The sequence below is a fragment of the Streptomyces rhizoryzae genome, assembly GCF_023155275.1.
Lineage (GTDB): Bacteria > Actinomycetota > Actinomycetes > Streptomycetales > Streptomycetaceae > Streptomyces > Streptomyces rhizoryzae.
In genome coordinates this window covers 116560-137130 of the sequence record NZ_JALMUV010000005.1, presented here as the reverse complement: position 1 = coordinate 137130, position 20571 = coordinate 116560, and the positions used below count along the sequence as shown (strand labels likewise).

General features: G+C 74.9%; 20 protein-coding genes. 6 read left to right on the top strand and 14 right to left on the bottom strand.

Annotated elements, in window-relative coordinates; genetic code table 11:
- The first annotated feature begins 152 nt into the window (after positions 1 to 152).
- Positions 153 to 1436: a DUF5005 domain-containing protein gene (locus tag MUU72_RS06620; RefSeq protein ID WP_248012176.1), complete on the top strand. Its 1284-nt coding sequence runs from the start codon at positions 153 to 155 to the stop codon at positions 1434 to 1436.
- Between the two features lie 18 nt (positions 1437 to 1454).
- On the opposite strand, the gene MUU72_RS06615 is transcribed toward MUU72_RS06620, so the two are convergent.
- From MUU72_RS06615 to MUU72_RS06600, 4 genes are all read right to left on the bottom strand, one after another.
- Positions 1455 to 1856, bottom strand: a complete 402-nt coding sequence (locus tag MUU72_RS06615; RefSeq protein WP_248012175.1) for a DnaJ family domain-containing protein — start codon at positions 1854 to 1856, stop codon at positions 1455 to 1457.
- Between the two features lie 96 nt (positions 1857 to 1952).
- Positions 1953 to 2591, bottom strand: a complete 639-nt coding sequence (locus tag MUU72_RS06610; protein WP_248012174.1) for a hypothetical protein — start codon at positions 2589 to 2591, stop codon at positions 1953 to 1955.
- Complete coding sequence (locus MUU72_RS06605) at positions 2588 to 4177, bottom strand: ATP-binding protein (protein ID WP_248012173.1); 1590 nt, start codon at positions 4175 to 4177, stop codon at positions 2588 to 2590. The genes MUU72_RS06610 and MUU72_RS06605 overlap by 4 nt, the downstream gene beginning before the upstream one ends.
- Positions 4174 to 4878 (bottom strand): response regulator, encoded by a 705-nt coding sequence (locus tag MUU72_RS06600; protein WP_248012172.1) that lies wholly within the window; start codon positions 4876 to 4878, stop codon positions 4174 to 4176. Before MUU72_RS06600 ends, MUU72_RS06605 begins: the two co-directional genes overlap by 4 nt.
- A 157-nt stretch (positions 4879 to 5035) precedes the next feature.
- Between MUU72_RS06600 and MUU72_RS06595 the strand changes: the two genes are divergently transcribed.
- Positions 5036 to 5818, top strand: coding sequence for a polysaccharide deacetylase family protein (locus MUU72_RS06595; RefSeq protein WP_248012171.1), 783 nt, complete (start codon positions 5036 to 5038; stop codon positions 5816 to 5818).
- Between the two features lie 67 nt (positions 5819 to 5885).
- Here MUU72_RS06595 and ssgD read toward each other — a convergent pair whose 3' ends face one another.
- The 3 genes from ssgD to MUU72_RS06580 form a co-directional block, all read right to left on the bottom strand.
- A complete protein-coding gene (ssgD, locus tag MUU72_RS06590; RefSeq protein ID WP_248012170.1) occupies positions 5886 to 6296 on the bottom strand; it encodes a spore wall synthesis regulator SsgD in 411 nt (136 codons plus the stop codon).
- Between the two features lie 103 nt (positions 6297 to 6399).
- The gene (locus MUU72_RS06585; RefSeq protein WP_248012169.1) at positions 6400 to 7980 is read right to left on the bottom strand and encodes a PH domain-containing protein; all 1581 of its coding nucleotides are present in this window, start codon (positions 7978 to 7980) and stop codon (positions 6400 to 6402) included.
- A complete protein-coding gene (locus MUU72_RS06580) occupies positions 7977 to 8495 on the bottom strand; it encodes a PH domain-containing protein (RefSeq protein ID WP_248012168.1) in 519 nt (172 codons plus the stop codon). Before MUU72_RS06580 ends, MUU72_RS06585 begins: the two co-directional genes overlap by 4 nt.
- A gap of 379 nt (positions 8496 to 8874) precedes the next feature.
- Between MUU72_RS06580 and MUU72_RS06575 the strand changes: the two genes are divergently transcribed.
- Positions 8875 to 9555, top strand: coding sequence for a TetR/AcrR family transcriptional regulator (locus MUU72_RS06575; protein ID WP_248012167.1), 681 nt, complete (start codon positions 8875 to 8877; stop codon positions 9553 to 9555).
- 236 nt (positions 9556 to 9791) lie between these two features.
- Entirely contained in the window at positions 9792 to 10118 is a 327-nt protein-coding gene (locus tag MUU72_RS06570; RefSeq protein ID WP_248012166.1) for a hypothetical protein, read from the top strand.
- 130 nt (positions 10119 to 10248) lie between these two features.
- On the opposite strand, the gene MUU72_RS06565 is transcribed toward MUU72_RS06570, so the two are convergent.
- Entirely contained in the window at positions 10249 to 10755 is a 507-nt protein-coding gene (locus MUU72_RS06565) for a MarR family winged helix-turn-helix transcriptional regulator (protein ID WP_248012165.1), read from the bottom strand.
- Between the two features lie 439 nt (positions 10756 to 11194).
- Positions 11195 to 13210, bottom strand: coding sequence for an FUSC family protein (locus MUU72_RS06560; RefSeq protein ID WP_282503738.1), 2016 nt, complete (start codon positions 13208 to 13210; stop codon positions 11195 to 11197).
- Positions 13211 to 13880: 670 nt separating this feature from the next.
- Between MUU72_RS06560 and MUU72_RS06555 the strand changes: the two genes are divergently transcribed.
- Positions 13881 to 14435, top strand: a complete 555-nt coding sequence (locus MUU72_RS06555) for a TetR/AcrR family transcriptional regulator (protein WP_248012286.1) — start codon at positions 13881 to 13883, stop codon at positions 14433 to 14435.
- A 170-nt stretch (positions 14436 to 14605) separates the two neighbouring features.
- On the opposite strand, the gene MUU72_RS06550 is transcribed toward MUU72_RS06555, so the two are convergent.
- Both MUU72_RS06550 and MUU72_RS06545 read right to left on the bottom strand, forming a co-directional pair.
- A complete protein-coding gene (locus MUU72_RS06550) occupies positions 14606 to 14917 on the bottom strand; it encodes a hypothetical protein (RefSeq protein WP_248012164.1) in 312 nt (103 codons plus the stop codon).
- Positions 14918 to 15077: 160 nt separating this feature from the next.
- Positions 15078 to 15698 carry a TetR/AcrR family transcriptional regulator gene (locus tag MUU72_RS06545; RefSeq protein WP_248012163.1) on the bottom strand — a complete coding sequence of 207 codons (621 nt, stop codon included), beginning with the start codon at positions 15696 to 15698 and terminating at the stop codon, positions 15078 to 15080.
- Between the two features lie 552 nt (positions 15699 to 16250).
- Here MUU72_RS06545 and MUU72_RS06540 point away from each other — a divergent pair.
- Positions 16251 to 17030 carry an SDR family oxidoreductase gene (locus tag MUU72_RS06540; protein ID WP_248012162.1) on the top strand — a complete coding sequence of 260 codons (780 nt, stop codon included), beginning with the start codon at positions 16251 to 16253 and terminating at the stop codon, positions 17028 to 17030.
- 68 nt (positions 17031 to 17098) lie between these two features.
- On the opposite strand, the gene MUU72_RS06535 is transcribed toward MUU72_RS06540, so the two are convergent.
- The 3 genes from MUU72_RS06535 to MUU72_RS06525 all read right to left on the bottom strand — a co-directional run bounded on the left by MUU72_RS06535 (position 17099) and on the right by MUU72_RS06525 (position 20515).
- A complete protein-coding gene (locus MUU72_RS06535) occupies positions 17099 to 17926 on the bottom strand; it encodes a DeoR/GlpR family DNA-binding transcription regulator (RefSeq protein ID WP_248012161.1) in 828 nt (275 codons plus the stop codon).
- Between the two features lie 557 nt (positions 17927 to 18483).
- Entirely contained in the window at positions 18484 to 19365 is an 882-nt protein-coding gene (locus MUU72_RS06530) for a class II fructose-bisphosphate aldolase (RefSeq protein WP_248012160.1), read from the bottom strand.
- Positions 19366 to 19609: 244 nt separating this feature from the next.
- Entirely contained in the window at positions 19610 to 20515 is a 906-nt protein-coding gene (locus MUU72_RS06525; protein WP_248012159.1) for an SIS domain-containing protein, read from the bottom strand.
- Positions 20516 to 20571 lie beyond the last annotated feature (56 nt).

Genomic DNA, 20571 nt, shown 5'->3' with positions numbered 1-20571 from the left:
AGCAGGGGATCGCGCTGTGACCTTGCCCTCTTTGGCCCGGCGCCCGATCACCACGTAGCCGGGCGAACCCGCACCGGACGGGCCGCCCGGCCGCTCCCGCACCCGGCCCGCCCGGCGCGTTACGGTGGCCGCGCACCGAACCGAGGAGCGGAATGCCGACACCGCCGATCACCCGCACCACCCTCGCCGCCGCCCTGCTCGCCGTCGTCCTCCTCACCGTCGCCGCCGCCCTGGCCGTCCCCCCGCCGCACCCCGCCCCGGCCCGCGCCGCCTGCACCGGCCGCGTCCCCACAGGCTGGTCCGCCGACCCCGGCCCCACCGCCGCCTTCGCCCGCTACGGCGACGACAACTCCCGTACCGACGACTGGACCGGCGGCGACGGCACCCACTCGGTACGGCTCCCCGACGGCCGGACCCTGTGGCTGTTCTCCGACACCTTCCTGGACCGGATCCACCCGCCGCCGGGCCCCCGCGGCGGCCCGTACCGCTGGCGCACCACCGCCACCGGCGGCACCCCCTATCTGCGCCACAACTCCCTCGTGGTGATGTCCCCGGCGGGCGTCCCCGAACGCACCCTGACCGGCGGCACCCCGGCCGCACCCGGACCGTTCTTCCCCGACCCGCCCGGCGGCGGCTGGCGCTGGCCGGTCCACGCCGCCGTGGAACCCCGCGCCCCCGGCTCGGCCGAACGGGTCGTCCGGGTGCTGCTGTGGATCCGCGCCCCCGGCACCGGCCCCTGGGCCTTCGGCACACCCCGCGGCACCGAGGTCGCCACCCTCTCGCTGCCCGCCCTGCACCTGGAGTCGATCACTCCGGTCGCCCCGCAGGGCGCCACCGACCCGGCGCGCCGGGTCCTCTACGGCGCCGCACTGGTCCGCGACGGCGGCTGGACGTACGTCTTCGGCGGCGACGACCCGCCTTCCACCCCGGCCGACAGCGCCTACCTGGCCCGGGCCCCGGCCGGCCGGCTCGCGGACGCCGCGGCCTGGCGGTTCCGGGACGGCGCCCGCTGGCAGCCGGACGCCGGACGGGCCGCACCGGTCCTGCGCGGCGGCGGCCGGCGCGGCGTCGGCAGCGCCTTCACCGTCGCCCGCGCGGGCCGCACCTGGGTGCTGCTCACGATGGACACCCCGGCCGGCGGCGCCGCCGGCCTGCGGACGCTCACCGGCTACTGGTCCTGCACACCGCAGGGCCCCTGGCACGGCCCGGCCGGCCGGATCACCCCGCCGCGCCCCGCCGGCCCCGACCCGGCCCACGTCGCGGTGTACAACCCGCAGGCGCACCCGGAGTTCACCACCGGCGCCGGACTGCTGGTCAGCTACGACGTCAACTGGCTCGGCCCGCCCGGCGCCCCCGCCGACCCGGTCGTCAACGGCGACGTGGAGCTGTACCGGCCGCGCTTCCTGCGGCTCCGCTTCGCGCCCGCGAGGCCCTGAACCGCCGCGCGGCGCCGCTCACCTCCCGTGCCGCTCCCGCCACAGCCGGGCCTGCTCCTCGATGTCGTACGGGGCGAGGCCGAGCGGCGGGCCCTCGGGCGGGGCGGCCAGCGCGGCCCGGATCCGCTCGTTGATCCCGGTCAGGATGCGGCGCAGCGCGGCCTCGCTGGGCGCGTCGGCGGCGGCCCGCAGCGCGTCCTCGGCCTCCTTGCGCAGCACCAGGCTCGCCGGGAGGACGGAGAGCCCCTCCCGCGCCATCTTCTCCTTGACCCACCACAGCTCGTCGTAGGGCCGGTCGAGGTGGGGGAGGGGTTTGCCGAAACCGGGGAGGTCGGCGAAGCCGCCGCGCTCGGCCGACTCGCGGATCTGCTTGTCCACCCAGCTCTCGAAGCTGACGCCAGGGGGCTTGCGCTCGGTCATCGTCGATCCTCCCGGGTGCGGCGCCGGACGGTCCTCGTTCCTTCACCCTAGCGCGGCGCCCCGGCCGGCCCGGGCGCCGGGACGCGCCCCGGCCGGTCAGCCGCCTCCGCCGGCCGTACCGCCGGTGTCGCCCGGGCCGGTCGGCGTGGGCTGTACCAGCGGGAAGGCGTTGTTGCCGCCGCACACCATCGGGCCGACCCGGACGCCGCCGCCGACCAGGGTCACGCTGACCTGCCCGGGCGGCTTGTCGCCGGGGACGCGGGCGTTGGCGGCGGTGCACACCAGCTGGTTCAGCGAGGCGGGGTCCAGCAGCTTGGCGTTCACCGGCAGGTCGATCACCACCCGCCCCGGCCCGGTCGTGGCGGTGAGCGGGCCCGGGAACTTCGGGACCACGCTGGACAGTCCGCGCATCCGCTCGGCGTGGTTGGGCCCCTGCGCCAGCAGGTCGATCGCGGCCTGCGGGTCCAGCGGTTCCTTCGCCCGCCGGGTCGCCGGGTGGAGGCCGTCCGGGCCGTAGAAGTACAGCTGGACGTCGGCGGGCGGTTTGCCCGGCGCCCGCAGCCCGGACGCCGGCTCACCGGCGTCGATCACATCGGTCGGCTCGACCCCGCAGCCGGCCAGCGCCACGGCCAGCGCACCGGCCAGCGCCACCGGGGCGGCCAGCCGGCCCGCGACCTGCCGGGCCGTGGTCCGTCCGGCCGTCGTCCATCGAGTGGTCGTCCGTCGGGTGGTCATCCGGCCTCCCCGCCCTTCCCGCCGTCCGCGGCACCGAACTCGGAGACGCCGGGCTCCGTGGCGTCGGGCTCCGCGGCACCGGACTCCGGGAGACCGCCGTCCCGCTCGGCCGATTCCTCGCCGGCCGGTGCCTCCTCCTGCCGCAGCGGCAGCTCCACGGTGAACACCGCACCGCCCTCGGGGGCGTTGGCGGCCCGCAGCGTACCGCCGTGCAGCCGGACGTTCTCCTGCGCGATGGCCAGCCCCAGCCCGCTGCCCTCGGACCGGGCGCGGGCCGAGTCGGCCTTGTAGAAGCGGTCGAAGACGTGCGGCAGCACCTCGGGGTCTATTCCCGGGCCGCTGTCGCGGATCTCGATCAGCAGGGTCGGATCGCCGGGCTCCGGCGCGTGCAGCACCACCCGGACCGGCTCGCCGCCGTGGTGCAGGGCGTTGCCGACGAGATTGGCCACCACCACGTCCAGCCGGCGCGGGTCGAGCCGGGCCCGCACGTCGTCCGGCAGCTGTGCGGCCACCCGCTGCTGCCAGGCGCGGGCCTGGAGCGACTTGCGGATGGTCTCCGCGACATCGACCTCGTACAGGTGGAGCGCGGCGGCGCCCGCGTCGAACCGCGAGACCTCCATCAGGTCCTCCACCATCCGCGCCAGCTTCCCGGTCTCCTGGCTGATCAGCCGCACCGCGGCGGCGGTGTCCGGGTCGAGCGACTCGGCGTCCTCGTCCAGCACGTCGGTGACCGCCGTCATCGCCGCCAGCGGCGTCCGCAGCTCGTGCGAGACATCGGCCGCGAACCGCCGGGAGTTGGCCTCCATCCGGCGCAGCTCCGCCATGCTCTCCTCCAGCTTCGCCGCCATCTCGTTGAACGAGCGTGACAGATCGGCGAGTTCGTCGGTGCCCTTGACCACCAGCCGGGTGTCCAGCTTGCCCTCGGCGATCCGCCCCGCGGCCTGCCGCAGTCCCCGCACCGGCCGCAGCACCCCGCGCGCCGCGACCAGCGGCAGGATCACCGCCAGCGCGAACGCCGGCAGCGCCCCGCCCCGCGCGGCGCTCACCAGCGCCTCGACGTTGGCCTCCTCGGCCCGCAGCGGGAGTTGTGCGTACACCGTCAGCGGGGACGGCCCGCCGTCGCTCTGCCGCACCGGCATCCCGATCAGCAGCCACGGCTCGCCGTCCCGGTCGATGCGCTGGAAGGCCGGCACCCGGCGCTTCTCCACCGACGCCTTGAAGCCGGCCGGGACCACCACCTCGCGGCGCAGCCCGCCCTCGTCGCTGTCCGGCATGCCGTTGTAGTGCACCGAGATGTCCCAGTCGCGGGACTTGCCGGAGCGCTCCAGCTGCACCCGGAAGAAGTCCAGGTCCGCCCGGGCCGGCGGCACCGTCAGCTCCGGCGCCAGCGAATTGACCTGCGCCCGCAGGTCGTTGACGGCGGTGTCCTGGGAGCGCTGGAGGATGGCGTTCCGGGCCTCCCGGTACGTCAGTCCCGCGGTGGTGAGCGCGCTGACCGCGGCGACCAGCAGGAACGCCACCACGAGCCGGGCGCGCAGCCCGCGCACCACGGAGACCCCCGGCACCAGGCGGCGCAGGCGCCTCACAGCGGCCCGAAGCGGTAACCGAAGCCGCGGACGGTCTGGACGTAGCGGGGGCTGCGCGGGGTGTCCTCTATCTTCGTGCGCAGCCGCATCACGCAGGCGTCGACCAGCCGCGCGTCGCCGTGGTAGCTGTGCTCCCAGACGTGCTCCAGCAGCTGCTGGCGGCTGAAGACCTGGCCCGGCGTCGCCGACAGGAACAGCAGCAGCTTCATCTCGGACGGTGCCAGCGCCAGGTCCTGGCCGCCCTTGCTGACCACCAGACCGGCCCGGTCGATGGCCAGTTCGCCGTAGGTCTCCACCGGGGCGGGCCCCGGCTCGGCGGCCGGGGCCCCGTCGGCGGGCAGCGCGGTGCGCCGCAGCACCGCCCGGATCCGGGCCTCCAGGACCTCGCCGCGGGCGGGTTTGACGATGTAGTCGTCGGCCCCGGCCTCCAGCCCGAGGACCACGTCGAGGTCGTCGCCGCGGGCGGTGAGCATGATGATCGGCAGCTGCCGCTCGGCCCGGATCAGCCGGCAGATCTCGAAGCCGTCCTTGCCGGGCAGCATCAGATCCAGCAGGACGATGTCCGGGCGGAAGGCGGGCAGCGCGGCCAGCCCCTCCTCGCCGCTGGCGGCGGCCGCGACGTCATGGCCGCGGCGCCGCAGCGCGAGGGAGACCCCGTCGCGGACGGCGGCGTCGTCCTCGATCAGCAGTACACGTGGCATGGGTCCAGTATCGACAAGTTTCATGATGGATCCGTAACAGGTGCATCCGGCCCGCCCTCCCGTGCATCTGAGGTGGTGGAAACGGCGTCCGTGCAAAGGGGCACACCACGCCACCGACCGGGAAACACCAGCACAGCAGATGAGGGGCGGGCACGACATGGCACGGCGCTTCGGCAGGGGACGGCGCTTCGGGATCGAGAGCGGCATCATCGGCGTGACCACCGCCGCGGTGGCCTCCTTGGCGGCCGTGGGGGCCTTCGCGCTCCTCCAGCCGAGCGCCGAGGCCGACACCGTCGGGTCCGCCCACATGCCGGCCCAGCCGCCGCGCACCGCGCCGGTCGACCCGTCCATCGTGCACGCCTCGGACCGCCCCGGCCGCAGCCTGAACATCACCATCGACGACGGCCCGGACCCCGTCTGGACCCCGAAGGTCCTCGCGGTCCTGAAGGAGAACGGCGTCAAGGCGACCTTCTGCATGATCGGCCCGCAGGCCGCCGCCCACCCCGACCTGGTCAAGAAGGTGGTGGCCGACGGCCACCGGCTCTGCGACCACACCACGGACCACAACACCGCCATGGACCACCGGCCGGAGAGCTACCAGTCCCGGCAGATCCTCGATGCCCAGAAGATGATCGAGGACGCGGCGGGCGGCGCCCGGGTCGACTACTACCGCGCGCCCGGCGGCGCCTTCACCCCCTACAGCCGCAAGCTCGCCGCCGACCACGGGATGCGCCCGCTGGGCTGGAACGTCGACAGCAAGGACTTCGAGGGCGGCAGCGTCGCCGGCATCGAGGCGAGGGTCCGCGGCGAACTCCGCAACGGCCCGACCGTCCTCTTCCACGACGGCGGCGGCAACCGCGCCCGCACGGTCGCGGCCCTGGAGCGCCTGCTGCCGTGGATGAAGCAGCAGGGCTACGGCTTCGGCTTCCCGCAGCGCTGACCCGCCACCGGCGCCCCGCACCCGCGGGGCGCCCGGCCGGAACCGTGAGGCGCCCGGCCGGCTCCGCTCACGCGGTCCCGAACAGCTCCGCCAGCCCGCGGTCCACCCCGAGGAACACCTCTTCCTCCCCGGCCGGCACCGCCTCGTAGGAGCGGGCCAGGAACCGCCGCACGTCCTCGGTCCGCAACTGCACCATCGCCACGCCCTCGTCGGCGTGGAACTCCATCACCGTCCGGTCCGGTCCCGACGGCCGCACCCGCACATCGCCCCGGCCCGCCGTGGTCCGCAGCCCCTCGGCGAGCAGGTCCCGGGCGAACGCCCAGTCCACCGCCGCGCCGTCCAGCGAGATCTCCGGTGGGAAGGTCATCCGTACCGCCAGCGGATCGGCCCGCTGGTAGTGCAGCACCGCCGGCACCGCGTGCCCGACCGACGTCGCGAGGAGTCGTACCTGTACGGCATGGTCGATGGCGGTGTGCATCGCGGCGGCTCCCTCGCTGTCGGCCCCCGGTCACGGGGCAACGGTCGTCCTCTAGGACGGTGTGTCCGGGCTCACCGTGCATCACGCCTAGGTGTGATCTGTGTCATGTCACGGACGCCGGATCACCCCCGCGTTCCGGCCGCACGAGGAATTCATCCAGAATGCCCGGAGTTGCCGCCGCCGCGAACCCGGGCGCCGCCCCCGCACCGAGGTCCCGCACCCGGTACGCCTCCTCGCCGGCCGCCACCGCCGCGGTGAGCGTCACCAGCCCCGCCCGCCGGGTGAACGGCGAGGTGCGGAACGTCCACGCCGCGACCGCGTCCCGCCGCAGCGCCACGGTGTCCCGGCTGAACGTGCCCGAGCGGAGCACCAGATGCTCACCCGCGATCCCGTGCCCCAGGCTCCGGTACGCGTCCCGGGCCAGCCACAGCGCCACCGGTGCGGCCACCACCGCGTAGCCCCACGCGACGTGCAGCAGTACGGGCGTGAACGCCGCGCCCAGGCCCGCCGCCAGCGCCGTGCCGGGCAGCACCCCGTACAGCAGCCCGCGCACCCGCCGCCGGCGCAGCGCCGCCCGGGGGTGCGCCGTCAGCCGCACCCCGTCCTGACGCTCCGTCAGTTCTGAGCCGGGGTCCGGGAACGGGGCCCGGAGTGTGCCCGCGGCCACCCGGACCGCCTCCCGGCGCGGCGCCGGCGGCAGCAGCCCGCTGCGCTTGCGGTTCTCCTCCTTGTTGCCCAGGCCGCCGGCCACCGCCCGCACCGTGGCCCCGCCGCCGGCCCGCAGCAGCAGCGGTTCGCGCAGCACCACCCCGCGCAGCCGGGCCCGTTCGATGGTCACCGACCGGGTCGTCAGCAGCCCCCGGCGCACCCGCAGGGTGGCCGCGTCGGACCACTCCAGGCGGTACCCCCACCAGTTCTCGACGTAGAGGACCACCGCCCCCACCGAACCCAGCGCGATCACCGCCAGCAGTGCCGCCGGCACCGTCAGCCACAGCATTCCGTTGCCGAACTCGGCGAACGCCCGCCGCACGAAACCCAGTTTCCACGGCTCGATGCCCATCTCGTGCAGGGCCCGGTACGCCGAACCGCCCGCCGCGAACACCCCGCCGACCACCCAGAAGGTGAGCGGCGCGTACCGCAGCCACCGCCAGCTGATCCGCGCCAGCACCGGGTCCTCGGTCGCCGCGCCGAGGTCCGCGCGGGCGAGCAGTTCGGCCCGCAGCCGCTCCGCCTCGGCCACCGGCAGTGCCTCCAGCGACAGTTCGCCGGCGCGCAGCCCGGAACCGGCCGTACCGGCCCGCAGGACGGTGACGCCCAGCAGCCGGTGCACCGGCGACGCGGTCAGGTCGACGGTGCGGACCCGGCGCAGCGGCACACTGCGCAGCCGCCGGGTCAGCAGCCCGCTGCGGACCTCCAGGTTCTCCCCGGTGACCCGGAACTCCGTCCGCGCCCACCGGACCAGCCCGGCCAGGGTGGCCAGGGCGAACGCGGCACCGATGCCGCCGAGGGTGAACCACGCCCCGGTGGTGATCCGGCCCCCGGTGGCCAGCGCGGTCAGCAGCAGCGACCCGAGCGGCGCCACCAGCCAGCCGCAGTGCACCAGCAGCGTCCGCGGACTCAGCCGGCGCCACTCCGGAGCGGGGGCGGTGACAGGGGTGGCCGGTGCGGTGGGTGTGGCGCTCATGTGGCATCCCCCGGCACGTCCTGCGTCGCCTCGCCGATCCGCCGCGACAGCTCCTCGGCGTCCGCCTCGGACAGCCCGGCGATCTTGATGTCGCCGGCGGTGGACGCGGTGGTGACGGTCACCGTCGCCAGCCCGAACCGCCGCTGCACCGGGCCCCGCACGGTGTCCACGGTCTGCACCCGCGACAGCGGCGCGATCCGCCGCTGCTGCCAGCACCAGCCGCCCGCCGCGTAGACCGCCTTCTCGCCCAGCTCCCAGGCGTGCACCGCGTACCGCATCCGCGGCATGACCAGCAGATAGCCCACCGCCGGCAGCACCAGCACGACCAGCAGCAGCGGCCCCAGCCACGGCAGCGCCCCCGGGAAGAAGAGCGCCGACAGCGCCCCCAGCGCCACCGCCGTCAGGACCAGCGGACCGCTGACGGCCAGCAGCGCCTGGGCCCGCCACCAGCTGCGGGCGCGTGGATCGACGCGATGGCGCGGCGGTCGGAGAAGCGGTGCGGCGTGCTCGCCCATGAGGATCCCCCTGTGTCCCACGCCGGCGTTCCCGGCCGGCGTTGCCCAACTCAAGCTTCCCAAGTCAAACGTATTGCTTCCGGTACGTTATAACGGTACGAGCGACTTGTAAAAACCGCCCGCTGCGTGGACGGGGCGATGGGGCCCCGGACGCCGCCCGAGGTGCCGCCGCACGAGGAAGGACGCCGGATCGCGGGCCCGGGATGAGCGGCCCGCACCACCGGGCCGGCGTCGCCGGACCGGCACCACTGAACCGTTCCGCACGACCGGACCGTTCCGTACGGCCGCGAAGAAACCAGAAAGAACCAGAGCGAACGAACCAGAGCGAACCGGGAAGACCCGGAGAGCACTGGGAAGAACCGGAAGGCTGAGGAACCCCGTGCCCAAGAAGGTGGATCACGAAGCCCGGCGCCGGGAGATCTCGGCGGCGCTCTGGCGGCTCGCGAACACCCGGGGCGTGGACGGCGTCAGCCTGCGCGACGTCGCCGCCGAGGCCGGTGTCTCGCTCGGCCGGGTCCAGCACTACTTCCGCACCAAGGACGACCTGCTGCTGTACGCCCTCCGCAACATCAACCGGCTGGCCACCGAACGCATCCGGCAGCGCATCGAGGCCCTGGAGGACGAACCGACCCCGCGCACGGTGCTCCGTGCCTGCTGCGCCGGCATGCTGCCCCTCGACGCCGAGAGCCGCGCCGGCCTCCTGGTCGGCGCCGCCTACTACTCCCGCGCCGTCCACGACCCGGCCCTCGGCGCCGAGGCCCGGGACGGCATCCCCCGGCTCCGCGACTTCTTCGCCGACCAGCTGCGGCTGGCCGCCGAGCGCGGCGACATCCCGCCGGAGCGCGCCACCGAGGACGAGGCCATGCTGCTGATCAGCCTCACCGACGGCCTGGCCTCCTACGTCCTGCTCGGCGTCCACGGCCCCGACCAGGCCCTGGCCCTCCTCGACCGCCACCTGACCACCCTCTTCGGCCCGGCCCGGCCGGACCGCGCGGACCGGCCAGAGGGCTCGGACCCCCCGGCCCACCCGGCCGGTCCGGACACCGCCGGGAGGGACTGATGGCGTCCGCGCGGACCGAGGCCGCCTCCGCACGGGCCGCGGCTGTCTCCCACGGGGTGGGGCAGCCGCCCTTCCTGCCGCCGTTCCCGTCTCGCTTCCCGCGCATTCCCGCCACCGCGCTCGGCGCTCCCGCGGGGTCTGCCATCCTGTCGTCCGACCGACGCGCAGGACTCGCCCCGACCGGATCCCGGCCGGGCGCTTCCGCGCGCCACTGGCACGGCCAACGGGAGGCGGCAATGGCGTACATCGGGGAGATCTGGCGGGTGGAACGCGGTACGGACGTGGTCGGGGAGATCACCGTCACCCAGGCCGACTTCCCGTGGCTGAACGGGCGCTTCGTCCCCGGCCCCGCCTTCGCCGAGCTGCGACCGCACTTCGCCCGCGAACTGGCCCTCCTCGACACCCTCGACGACGACCCGACCGCCTGGGAGGAGGCGTACGCGCGCGCCAGCGACGGTGTCCGGCTGATCGCCCCGGACGGCCCGGTCGCGGAATTCCTGCTGCACATCGAGGACGACGCGGCCTGGTTCCGCTGGAGCGACGAACCGTTCCCGGGCGAGTGAGGCCGCACCGTTCCCGGGGGGATGGGGGAGCGGCTGACGCAACGAGCTGTCGGCCATGACGCCGAGTCGCTCAGCCGGCCAGCCAGTCAGCCGGCCAGCCACTCAGCCACTCAGTCAGTCAGCCACTCGGTCAGTCCATCAGGCTCGCGAGCCGGCCCTCCAGCACCACCAGCAACTCACCGAGCGCCGTGGACAGTTCCTCCTGCCGCTCCTCGCCGATGCCTTCCAGCAGCGCGGCCTCGTACCGCAACTGCTCGGGCAGCAGCCGGTCGATGACCTCGCGGCCTTCACCGGTGAGTGAGAGGTGGGCGACCCGCCGGTCCCGGTCGTCCGGCCGGCGGCTGATCAACCCGCGTGCCTCCAGCTGCCGTACGCGTTTGGTGACCGCCGCGCCCGACGCGAAGGTCTCCCGGGCCACCCGGCCCGGCGTCAGCTCACGGTCCATCCGGCGCAGCGTGCCGAGGATGTCGAACTCGGGCCGGGTCAGTCCCGCCCGCCGCAGCGGCGCGTCGGCGGCCTGCTGGAGCAGCGCGGAACAGCGGTTGAGCCGTCCGATCACCGCCATCGGGCCGGTGTCCAGCCCCGGGTGCACCTGCTGCCACTGCCGCAGCACCCCCGCGACGATGTCCTCGGTCACCCGCACGCTCCTCTCGCCCCGTCCGTCCGGCCGGTGTCCCGGCCCACTGCCCGACCCCTCATTGTGCCTGCCCCGCACGCCCCGTCGGCCGCGTGCCGGTACGCCGACGACGGGGCGGCGGCCCGGGCGCTCTCGCGGGCTTCGGTGCGGCCCGCCCGTCGGGGTGCGGCGCGAGGCCGGGCTCGCGTCCGGACTCCCGCGCGGCCGGGCCTCGGCAGGCTTCGGCGTGGGCCCTCGCGTGGTCGTTCGGCGCCTCCCGGCCTTCCGCCCGGCTTCGGCGCGGGCCGCAAGCCGCCCGCGTATCGGCGCACTCCCGCAGCTGCCCGACGCCCCGACCGGCCGGGCGAGGCCAGGCGAGAACAGGCAGGGTCAGGCGAGACCAGGCAGGGTCAGGCGAGACGAGGTGCGGTCCCGCCCCGTCATGCCGGTGGCAGGCACGTCAGGCGGCCAGCGCCGGGGCGCTCAGGCGACGGACCAACGCCGCCAGCGTGCGGTGGCCCTGCTGTTCGGCGCGGGTGATCCGTTCCTCCGGGAGGGCCCGCTGCCACCACTCGCCGGCCGCCACCTCCACCGCCTCGCGCAGCTCGACCAGCGACCCGGCGAGCCGGTCCCGCACCCAGCCGGCCTCGCGCAGCGCATCCGCCCCGGCCAGCGCACCCGTCCGCCCGGCCGCCAGCAGCCGGGACGCCGCCGCCTCGGCCGCCGCGACCCGCTCCAGCGCCTGGTCGATCCGGTCGGCGGCCCGCCGGTTGGTGACCAGCACACAGCAGAGCAGCCCGACCGCCGCGCCGACCACGGTGTCCAGCCACCGGTCGGCGATCAGCGTGCCGGCCGGCAGCGGCCGGCCGAACTCGGTCAGCAGCAGCGCCATCGGGGTCACGCACACCGAGCCGAGCCAGTAGTTCCGGGTGATCATCGCCTCCGCGCCCAGCTGGAACGCCAGCGCCAGGACGATCATCGCGAGGTGCCCGGTGTGGACCAGCGGCAGCAGCGCGGTGTACAGGGCCAGCCCCAGCAGGTTCCCCAGCGTGCGCTGGAACGCGCGCTGCCAGGAGAGCGTGGTGTTGGCCTGGTAGATCGACGCGGCGGTCACCACCGCCCAGTACGGGTGCCCGACGCCGGCGGCCATCGAGGCCCAGCCCGCCAGCACGCAGCCCACCGCGACCCGCGCCCCGATGGGCAGCAGCGGCGAACCGGGCCGCAGCCGCCCGACCACCGCCCGGACCCCGCGCACCCGCCCGGGCACCGGCCGCCGCAGCCCGTGCCCGCCGGCGGCGATGCGCCTTCCGGCAGCGATCCGCCGTCCGGCCTCTCCACGCCTTCCGGCGGCAGCACGGTCCCCGGCGGACCCCGGGCCCTGGCCCGGTTCCGGCGCGGCGCCGCCTTCCGGAGCCGCGCCGCTCGCGCCGTCCCGCAGGGCCGCGCCGGCCCCCGGGATCCTCCCCTCCCCGAGCACCGCCCCGGTCTTGAGCGCCACCCCGGACTCCCAGGCCACCCCGGCCAGTTCCTCGATCTCCGCCGTGGAGAGCGTCACTTCGGGCAGCGGCCGCCCGCTGCGCAGCTCGCGCGCCCAGCCGCCGAGGCGCCCGGCCTCCGTGGTCGCGTCCCGCCGTACCCCGCCCAGCGCCGACTCCGCCCGTACCAGCAGCCGTTCCAGCCCCGCCCGTGCCGCGGCCTTCGCCGGCGTACGGGCCGGGACCAGGAACAGCGTGTGCCAGGCGGCGTTCACGGCGGCCGCGGTGGCATGCCGGGCGTGCGCCACGGCGGCCGGTTCGGCCCCGCCGGCCGCCGGCGCGGAACCGGCGGCTCCGGCCCGGGCCCGCAGCAGCCCGGCGGCCGCCTCCAGCGCCCGTGCGGTGGCGATCCGCTCCGGCCCGTGCGGCCGTACCAGCGCCGGCGCCATGCAGACCAGCCACGCGAACGCCCCGGTGGCCAGCGCCAGCCCGGTGTGCGGCAGCACCTCCGCCGGCCGCTGCGGTACGAAGAAGGCCGAGGCCGCGATGAACGTCAGGATCAGATTCCCCGGCGGCCCGATCCGGGTCGCGTCGCACAGCACCTTGTGCGCGGCGGCGACCAGCGAGGCCAGTACCACCAGCACCGCGGCCGAGGTGACCAGCGACGCCGCGGTCAGCGCGACCGCCAGGCTCGCCACCATCCCGAGGACCACCCACGGCAGCGTCCGGGCCCGCGCCGCGTACGGCAGCCCGTGCGCGTACAGCGCGCACATCGCTCCGGCGGAGGTGTACAGCACCAGGTCCAGCCGTCCCAGGCCGAACAGGACGAGGTCGGGGACGCCGAGCGCCACCACGGCGCTGAGCGCCGGTTTGTGCCAGATGTCGACCGGCCGCCGCAGCCGCACCGTGCTCCGGACCGGCAGCGGCCGGAACCGCACCGCGCCCGCGCCGCCCCGTGCCCCCTGCGACCTGCTCCCGATGTCCTCGACGTGCTTCCCCATACCCAAAACGTTAGCAGGTGTTTTACAAGTAAAAGAAATGCGCCGGGCCATTCCGGGGGCGCGCGACAATAACCCCGTGCCAACCGCCAAGAACACCCAGCAGACCCCGCTCCCCGAGAACGCCCCCGAGACCAGCACCGCCGGGGCCCCCACCGCCAGGACCTCCGCCGAGGCCCCCGCGAAATCCGCCGCCAGGGCCAACGCGAGGACCGACGCGAAGCCCGACGAGACCTCCGCAGGGAAGTCCGCGGCGCGGCCCGCGGGGGAGAGGTCGGCGCGGTCCACGGCGAAGTCCGCGGGGGAGACCTCGGCGAAGTCCCCAGCGGGGACCTCGGCGGAGGGCCCGGCGACGAGCACCGCGCAGCCCCTCGGCAACCCGGCCGGGAAGACCTCCAGGAAAGCGGCCGCCGGCAAGTCGGCCGCCGGGAAGACGGCTCCCCAGCAGGTGGCTTCCGGGCAGGAGGTTCCCGGGCAGGCGACCGGTAAGGAAGCCGCCAAGACGGCGGCCCGGGGGAAGGCCGGCGGCGCCGCGACCGCGGGGGCGCCCGCCGGCCCGCCCCGGAAGCGCGCCTCCGCCAAGACCGCCGCCCCGGCCCGCAAGCCCGCGCCCGCGAAGCCCCGCCCGGCCTCCGCGCCCGCGCCCGCCGCACCGGACCGCCGGCAGGAGCTCCTGGACACCGCCGCCGAGGTCTTCGCGGCCCAGGGCTACAACGCCACCACCGTCCGGCAGATCGCCGACGCGGCCGGCATGCTCGCCGGCAGCCTCTACTACCACTTCGACTCCAAGGAGTCGATGGTCGACGAGATCCTCTCCGCGTTCCTGGACGAGCTGTGGGCCGGTTACGACGCCGTCCTGGCGGCCGGCCTCGGGCCGCGGGAGACCGTCGAGGCGCTGGTCACCGAGTCGTTCCGGGAGATCGACCGGCACCGGTCGGCGGTCGCGATCTACCAGAAGGAGGCCCGGCACCTCGCCACCCAGCCGCGCTTCGACTACCTCACCGCCTCCCGGCGGAAATTCGAGGAGGTCTGGCTCGGCACCCTGGAGCGCGGAGTGGCCGAGCGGGTCTTCCGCGCCGACCTCGACCTCCGGCTGGCCTACCGCTTCCTGCGCGACACGGTCTGGGTCGCCGCCAGCTGGTACCGCCCCCAGGGCCGCCACACCCCCGAGGAGATCGCCCGCCAGTACCTCGCCATGGTCCTGGACGGCATCGCCCTCCCCGGCTGAGGCTCCGGCCGGGGAACCGGCCGAGGGCGCGGCTGAGAATCCGGCCGGGGAACCGGCTGGGAGCTGGACCGGGGGCGCCACTACGGCCCGCCCCGGGGCGGGCGCGGCGCCCGGCGCTCAGCAGGCCACGCCCGTCCCCCTGCATCAGCAGGCCACGCCCGGCCGGTGCATCAGCAGGCCACGTTCTTCACATACAGGGCGCGCGGCCCCGCCGTCGTCCCGTAGCGCACGTCCTTCGTCGCCCCCTTGGGCAGGCGGCCGCGCGGATCCGCCGCGTGCGGAACGACGATGGTGTAGCAGGCGGGCCGCTGCGCGCACAGATTCGTCAGCCGGACGTACCGCTGCCCGCCCTGGCTGAAGTACTTCCGCACCTTCACGCACCGCGGCACCTGCCCCGCGGCCGCCGCGTCCGCCGCCGTCGCCATCGTCAACGACGCGCCGCACACCACGCCCGCCAGCGCTATCGACATGATCTTCCGCATCAGCTTTCCCCCGTCCGGCGTGCGGCGGCCGGTCCACCGGCGGCCCGCAACCGGCCGCGGGCACCGCCCGGCACGCACGCTCCTGGTTCCCTGGCAGTCCTGCTTCTCGCCGCCGCCTTCGCCGGCTCCCGGCCCATTGTCCACGTCCGCCCCGCGGAATTCAGCCGCGGGCCGCTGCCTGGAGCTCGTCCACCCGCAGGTACGCCAGCGCCCGCCGGGTCAGCTCCGCCACGTCATCCGGGTCCTCCTGCCATGCCCAGTGCTCCATCGCGACGGAGAGTGCGTCGATCAGCGCACAGGCCAGCAGCCGCACCTCCATGCTGTCCGCGGGCGTCCCGGTGCGCGCCGCGAGCACCGGGACCAGCTGGTCCTGCATGTCCCGCCCCGCGGCCAGCCAGCGCATCCGGACCGCCGGCACACTGCCCATGACCCGGATCAGCCGCCGTGCCTTGTCGGCGTCGGCCAGCCGCCGGGCCGACGCCGAGCTGTCGAACGCTGCCCGCACCGCTCCGGTCAGCGGCTCGTCCACCGGCCGCCGCGCAAGCTCCTCGACGAGCACCCCCACGCTGGAGGTCAGTACCGGAGTCAGCGCGTCCTCCTTGGCCGCGCAGTACCGGTAGAAGGTGCGCAGCGAGATCCCGGCCGCCGACGCGATGTCCTCCACGGTCGTCGCCTCGTAGCCCCGCTCGGAGAACAGCGCGGCCGCGGCCTCCGCGATCTCCAGCCGGGTCTCGTGCCGCCGCCGCTCGGTCAACGAGGGCCTGCCCCGCACCGCCGTCATCCGCCCCTCCGCCCGGTTCCGTTCCGTTCCGGCTCACGGTCGCCGCCCGCCCGGGGGCCGCGGCCCCGGTACCTCTCCCGCCGCCACCGACCCATATTTTGTCACGACCAAGCACCTTGGCACGTCATGCCAAAAAAGCTATGTTGACCGAACCGGCCCTCATCCACACCACCCACCCATCGCCCCGGCCGCCCCACCCCCGCCCCGGCCGGCCGCCGATACGCCGCGTCCCACGCTCCGCCCGCCATCGCCAGCCGCCCGGCCGCCCTGACGCCTACCGCCTCCCTGCGGCCCCCGTCGGCCCCCTCCTCCCGCTCCCGCCCCGCTCACCCCTGCCCCACCGCCACCCCACCGTCCCGCACCCAAGACTCAAGCCACCCCGAACCCCACCGCACCGAACCCCACCGCACGGAATCGCACCACCCCGAACCCCACTGCACCGAACCCCACGGCACCGAACCCCACGGCACCGAACCCCACGGCACCGAACCGCACCTACGGAACCGCCCCTATCGACCGGAACCGCACCTACCGCATACCAAGGAGCCGCCCATGCCCCACCGCACCTACCTCGTCACCGGAGCCGCCTCCGGGATCGGCCGCGCCACCGCGACGCTCCTCCGCGACCGGGGCCACACCGTCCTCGGCGCCGACCTCCAGGACGCCGACATCGCGGCGGACCTCGCCACGCCCACCGGCCGCACGGAACTGGCCGAGCGCGCCCGCGAGTTGACCGGTGGGCGCCTGGACGCCGTGATCGCCTGCGCCGGACTCGCGCACTTCCACCCGCGTACCCTCCAGGTCAACTACTTCGGTACCGTCGCCACCCTCGAAGGACTGCACCCTCTGCTCGCCGCCGGCACCGACCCGCGCGCGGTACTCGTCTCCTCGGTGGCCGCCATCCACCCGCCGGACCCGGCGATCGTCGACGCCGCCCTCGCCGGCGACGAGGACACCGCCGTCGCCGTCGCCCGAGCGGCCCTCGACCGGGGCGAGGGGTACACCATCTACGGTTCCTCCAAGCACGCCCTCACCCGCTGGCTCCGCCGGGCCGCCATCACCGACGACTGGGCGGGCGCGGGCATCCCGCTCAACGCCGTCGGACCCGGCACGGTCACCACGCCGATGACCGCCCCCATGCTCGGCGACCCCGCGCTGCGCGAGGCCGTCAACGCCAGTGTGCCGATGCCCCTGCACGGCCACGCCCGCCCCGAACAGGTGGCCCCGCTCCTGGCCTGGCTGACCTCCCCCGAGAACACCCACGTCACCGGCCAGATCCTCTTCGCCGACGGCGGCGCCGACGCCACCCTCCGAGGCGACACGGCCTGGTGACCCGGGCCCCGCACCCAGGGCCGAGTCACCCACCCACCTGCCCTGTCCACGTACCGCGCCCGGCCCGGTCAGTCGCCCTCGGGCTCGGGCTCGGGTCCGGGGCCGGACGGGCGGGCCGCCACCACCTTCAGCCCCCGCTCCGCGAACTCCCTCCGCATCTCCTCGGCCACGCCCTCGTCAGTGATGAGAGTGTCGAAGACATCCGCGTCACCCACCCGGGCGAAACACCGTGCACCGACCTTCGACGAATCCGCGACGACCACGGCCCGCTGGGCTCGCTCGGCCATCAGGCGGTTGATGCGCGCCTCCGCCTCGTCGTGCACCGTGGCGCCCATCACCGGATCCACCCCGTTGGCCCCGATGAAGGCGAGGTCGATGGAGATCTGCTGGAGCACCAACTCGCTGAACGGCCCCACCAGTTCGTAGGAACGCGAATGCGCCACACCGCCCGTCAGCACGATCTTGATCTGCGGCCGGACGGCCAGTTCATTGGCGATGTTCAGCGAGTTGGTCACGATCGTCAGATGCGGCTGCGGCCCCGCCTCCGCGAAATCGGGGCGCGTGGCGAGCACCCGGGCGATCGCGGTGGTGGTCGTCCCACCGCTCAGTCCGACCACGTGGCCGCGCTCCACCAGCTTCGCCGCCGCCTTCGCCACCGCCTCCTTCTCCGCCGAACGGTGCCCGTGCTTGTACCGGATCGGAAGGTCGTACGCCACCGAGCTGAGCACCGCACCGCCCCGCGTGCGCACCAGCAACTGCTGCTCGGCGAGGGCGTCCATGTCGCGCCGCATCGTGGCGGCCGAGACCGCCAGCTCCGCCGCCGCCTCCTCGACATCCACCCGGCCCCGGTCGCCGAGCAGCTCAAGCAGTGCGTTCATTCGTTCATGGCGCTTCATGACGCGAGCCTAATTCGTCCCACCCCCGACCTCGCTCCCCACCTCGACCGACTCCCTCCCGCGGCCGCACCAGGGCGGGCGGCCGGATCGCCGACCGGGACGAGGTGCGACGGCCTGACGCCGCAGAAGGCGACGCCGAAGATGTGGTCGCACCACACGGTCGCAGAACACGGGGGTGTGGCCCGGGCCCGGACGGGCTCACCTCGTGAGGGGCGCCACCCCGAGGAGGGCCGCGCTCTTGGTGCAAACGGTGTGGGCGAGGGTGTCGTTCGGAGCCGGACGCGAAGGGGTGTCCGGCCGGGACGTGCTGAAGAAGCCCCCACTGGGTGCGGTGCGGGCGAGGCGGTGGCGAGCCAGACAGGCGTCGCGATCACGCAGCGCGCACCCCTCGGAGGCGAGCTGGATGACTTTCACGCGCTCCACTCGACGCGGAGGGGCGAGACGAGACGCGCGTTCTGCGCAGATCCGGGCCAACGGCGGGCCATGACGGGCTCTCGGCGGCCCTCTGAGGACCGGGCCGCCTCCGCTCCCCTCCCGCGGCGTTCAGCGCTCAGCGTTCACCCGCCGGCCGTCACCTCCGCTCGCCGCGGCGCAGGCGACGCCACCGGCGTGTTCAGTACCTCCAGGAGCCGGGCCGCCTCCTGGGCCACTGCCTCGCGGGCCGGTTTGACGTACTTGCGGGAATCCACCAGGGCCGGGTCCCCGTCCAGCGTCTGCCGTATCGAGCGGGTGAAGACGGAGACCAGGTGCGTGGAGATGTTGATCTTCGTCATGCCGGCGGCGATGGCCCGGCGCAGTTCGTCGTCCGGAACACCGGAGGAACCGTGCAGCACCAGCGGTACCGGCAGCGCCGCGCGCAGGGCCGCGATCAGCTCCTTGTCCAACTCGGCGGTGCGCTCACGCATTGCGTGCGAGGAGCCCACGGCGACGGCGAGCGCGTCCACGCCGGTGGCCCGGACGAAGGTCAGCGCCTCGTCGGGGTCGGTACGCGCGCCCGGGGCATGGACCCCGTCCTTACCGCCGACTTCGCCCAGTTCCGCCTCGACGTAGACGTCCCGCTCGTGGCACCAGGCGGTGAGGGCGGCGGTGGTGGCGACGTTCTGCTCGTAGGGGAGGGCGGAGGCGTCCACCATCACCGAGCCCGCGCCGGCGGCGACGCCCTGGTGGACCAGCTCGGCGTCGGTGATGTGGTCGAGATGGACCGCGATCGGGGCCGCGGACTCCTCGGCGAGCGCCAGTGTGGCCTTGGTGAGGGGGCGCAGGCTGCCGTGGTAGCGGACACAGTTCTCGCTGATCTGGAGGATCAGCGGGAGCCGCGTGCGTTCGGCGGCGGTGACCAGTGCTTCGGCGGTTTCCAGATGGATGACGTTGAAGGCCGCGGCGCCGATCCGCGCGTCACGCGCGGCACCGACGATCGACCCGGTGGGAACGAGAGGCATGGCGTCCTGACTCCTTTGTGGAGTGCGGAGTGGGGAGTGTGGCGGGCGGGGGCGTGAACCGGAGGGGAGGGGGCAGCGCTGAGGCGCGAGGGGGGCAAGGGGGGAGAGGCGCAGGAGGCGGCACGACCGCATGCGCCCTGCCCTCGCAGGAGCCGGTCAGTCCCTCGGGAACGACTCCGGTCAGCCCCGCGGGGACGTCCCCGGAGGTGGCCGGTCGGCCCGCACCGAGGGGATCAGCCGGTCCTCACGGGGTGGCCGGTTCCTGGAGCATGACCGAGCGGGTCAGGCTGCGCGGGTTGTCCGGGTCCAGGCCGCGGGCGCGGGCCCGTTCCAGGGCGACCCGCTGGACCAGCACCAGGTCGGCGAGCGGGTCCCGGGCGTGGCACACGAAATGCGCTCCGGTGCGGGCCACGTCGGCCTCCAACCCCTCCGGGGCCTGGCCGAAGAGCCAGGTCACCCGCCCCGGGGCGGCTATGGAGATGGGGCCGTGGCGGTACTCCATGGCGGGGTAGGACTCGGTCCAGCTCTGGGACGCCTCGCGCATCTTGAGCGCCGCTTCGTTGGCCAGGCCGTACGTCCAGCCGGTGCCGAGGAAGGCGAACTGCTCGGCGTCCACCCAGTCCTTCTCCACCGGTGCCGCCAGGGCCTCTTCGGCGTCGGCGACCGCCCGGGAGACATCGTGGCCGAGGTGGGCGCGCAGCAGGGTCAGCGCGGTGGTGGCGAAGCGGGTCTGCACCACGGACCGCTCGTCGGCGAACGGGAGCGGGACCGTCTCGTCGGACAGCTCGACAGCGGGGGTGTCGGGGTCGCCGAGCACCGTGACCGTGCGGATCCGCCCCTTGACCGCTTCCAGGATCCGCAGCACCTCGGTCGTCGTGCCGGAGCGGGTGATCGCGACGAGTGCGTCATAGCCGCGGGCGGCGCCGAGGAAGGCTTCCGAGGCCGGGAACGGGTCGGTGACGCCGAGCCCGGCCCCCTCGCGCAGGGCCGCGTAGGACTGCGCCATGAACCAGGAGGTGCCGCAGCCGACGACGGCCACCCGCCGGCCGGGCTCGGGCAGCGGCCCGCCGGCGGCACCGATCCGCGCGGCCTCCCGCCAGGTCTCCGGCTGGCTGCGCAGTTCCTGCTCCATGTACGAGGTCTCGCTCATGGCCACCCTCCCGTGGTGTGTGACCGGCGATCGCTGCGGGGTCGGTCGGCTCATCT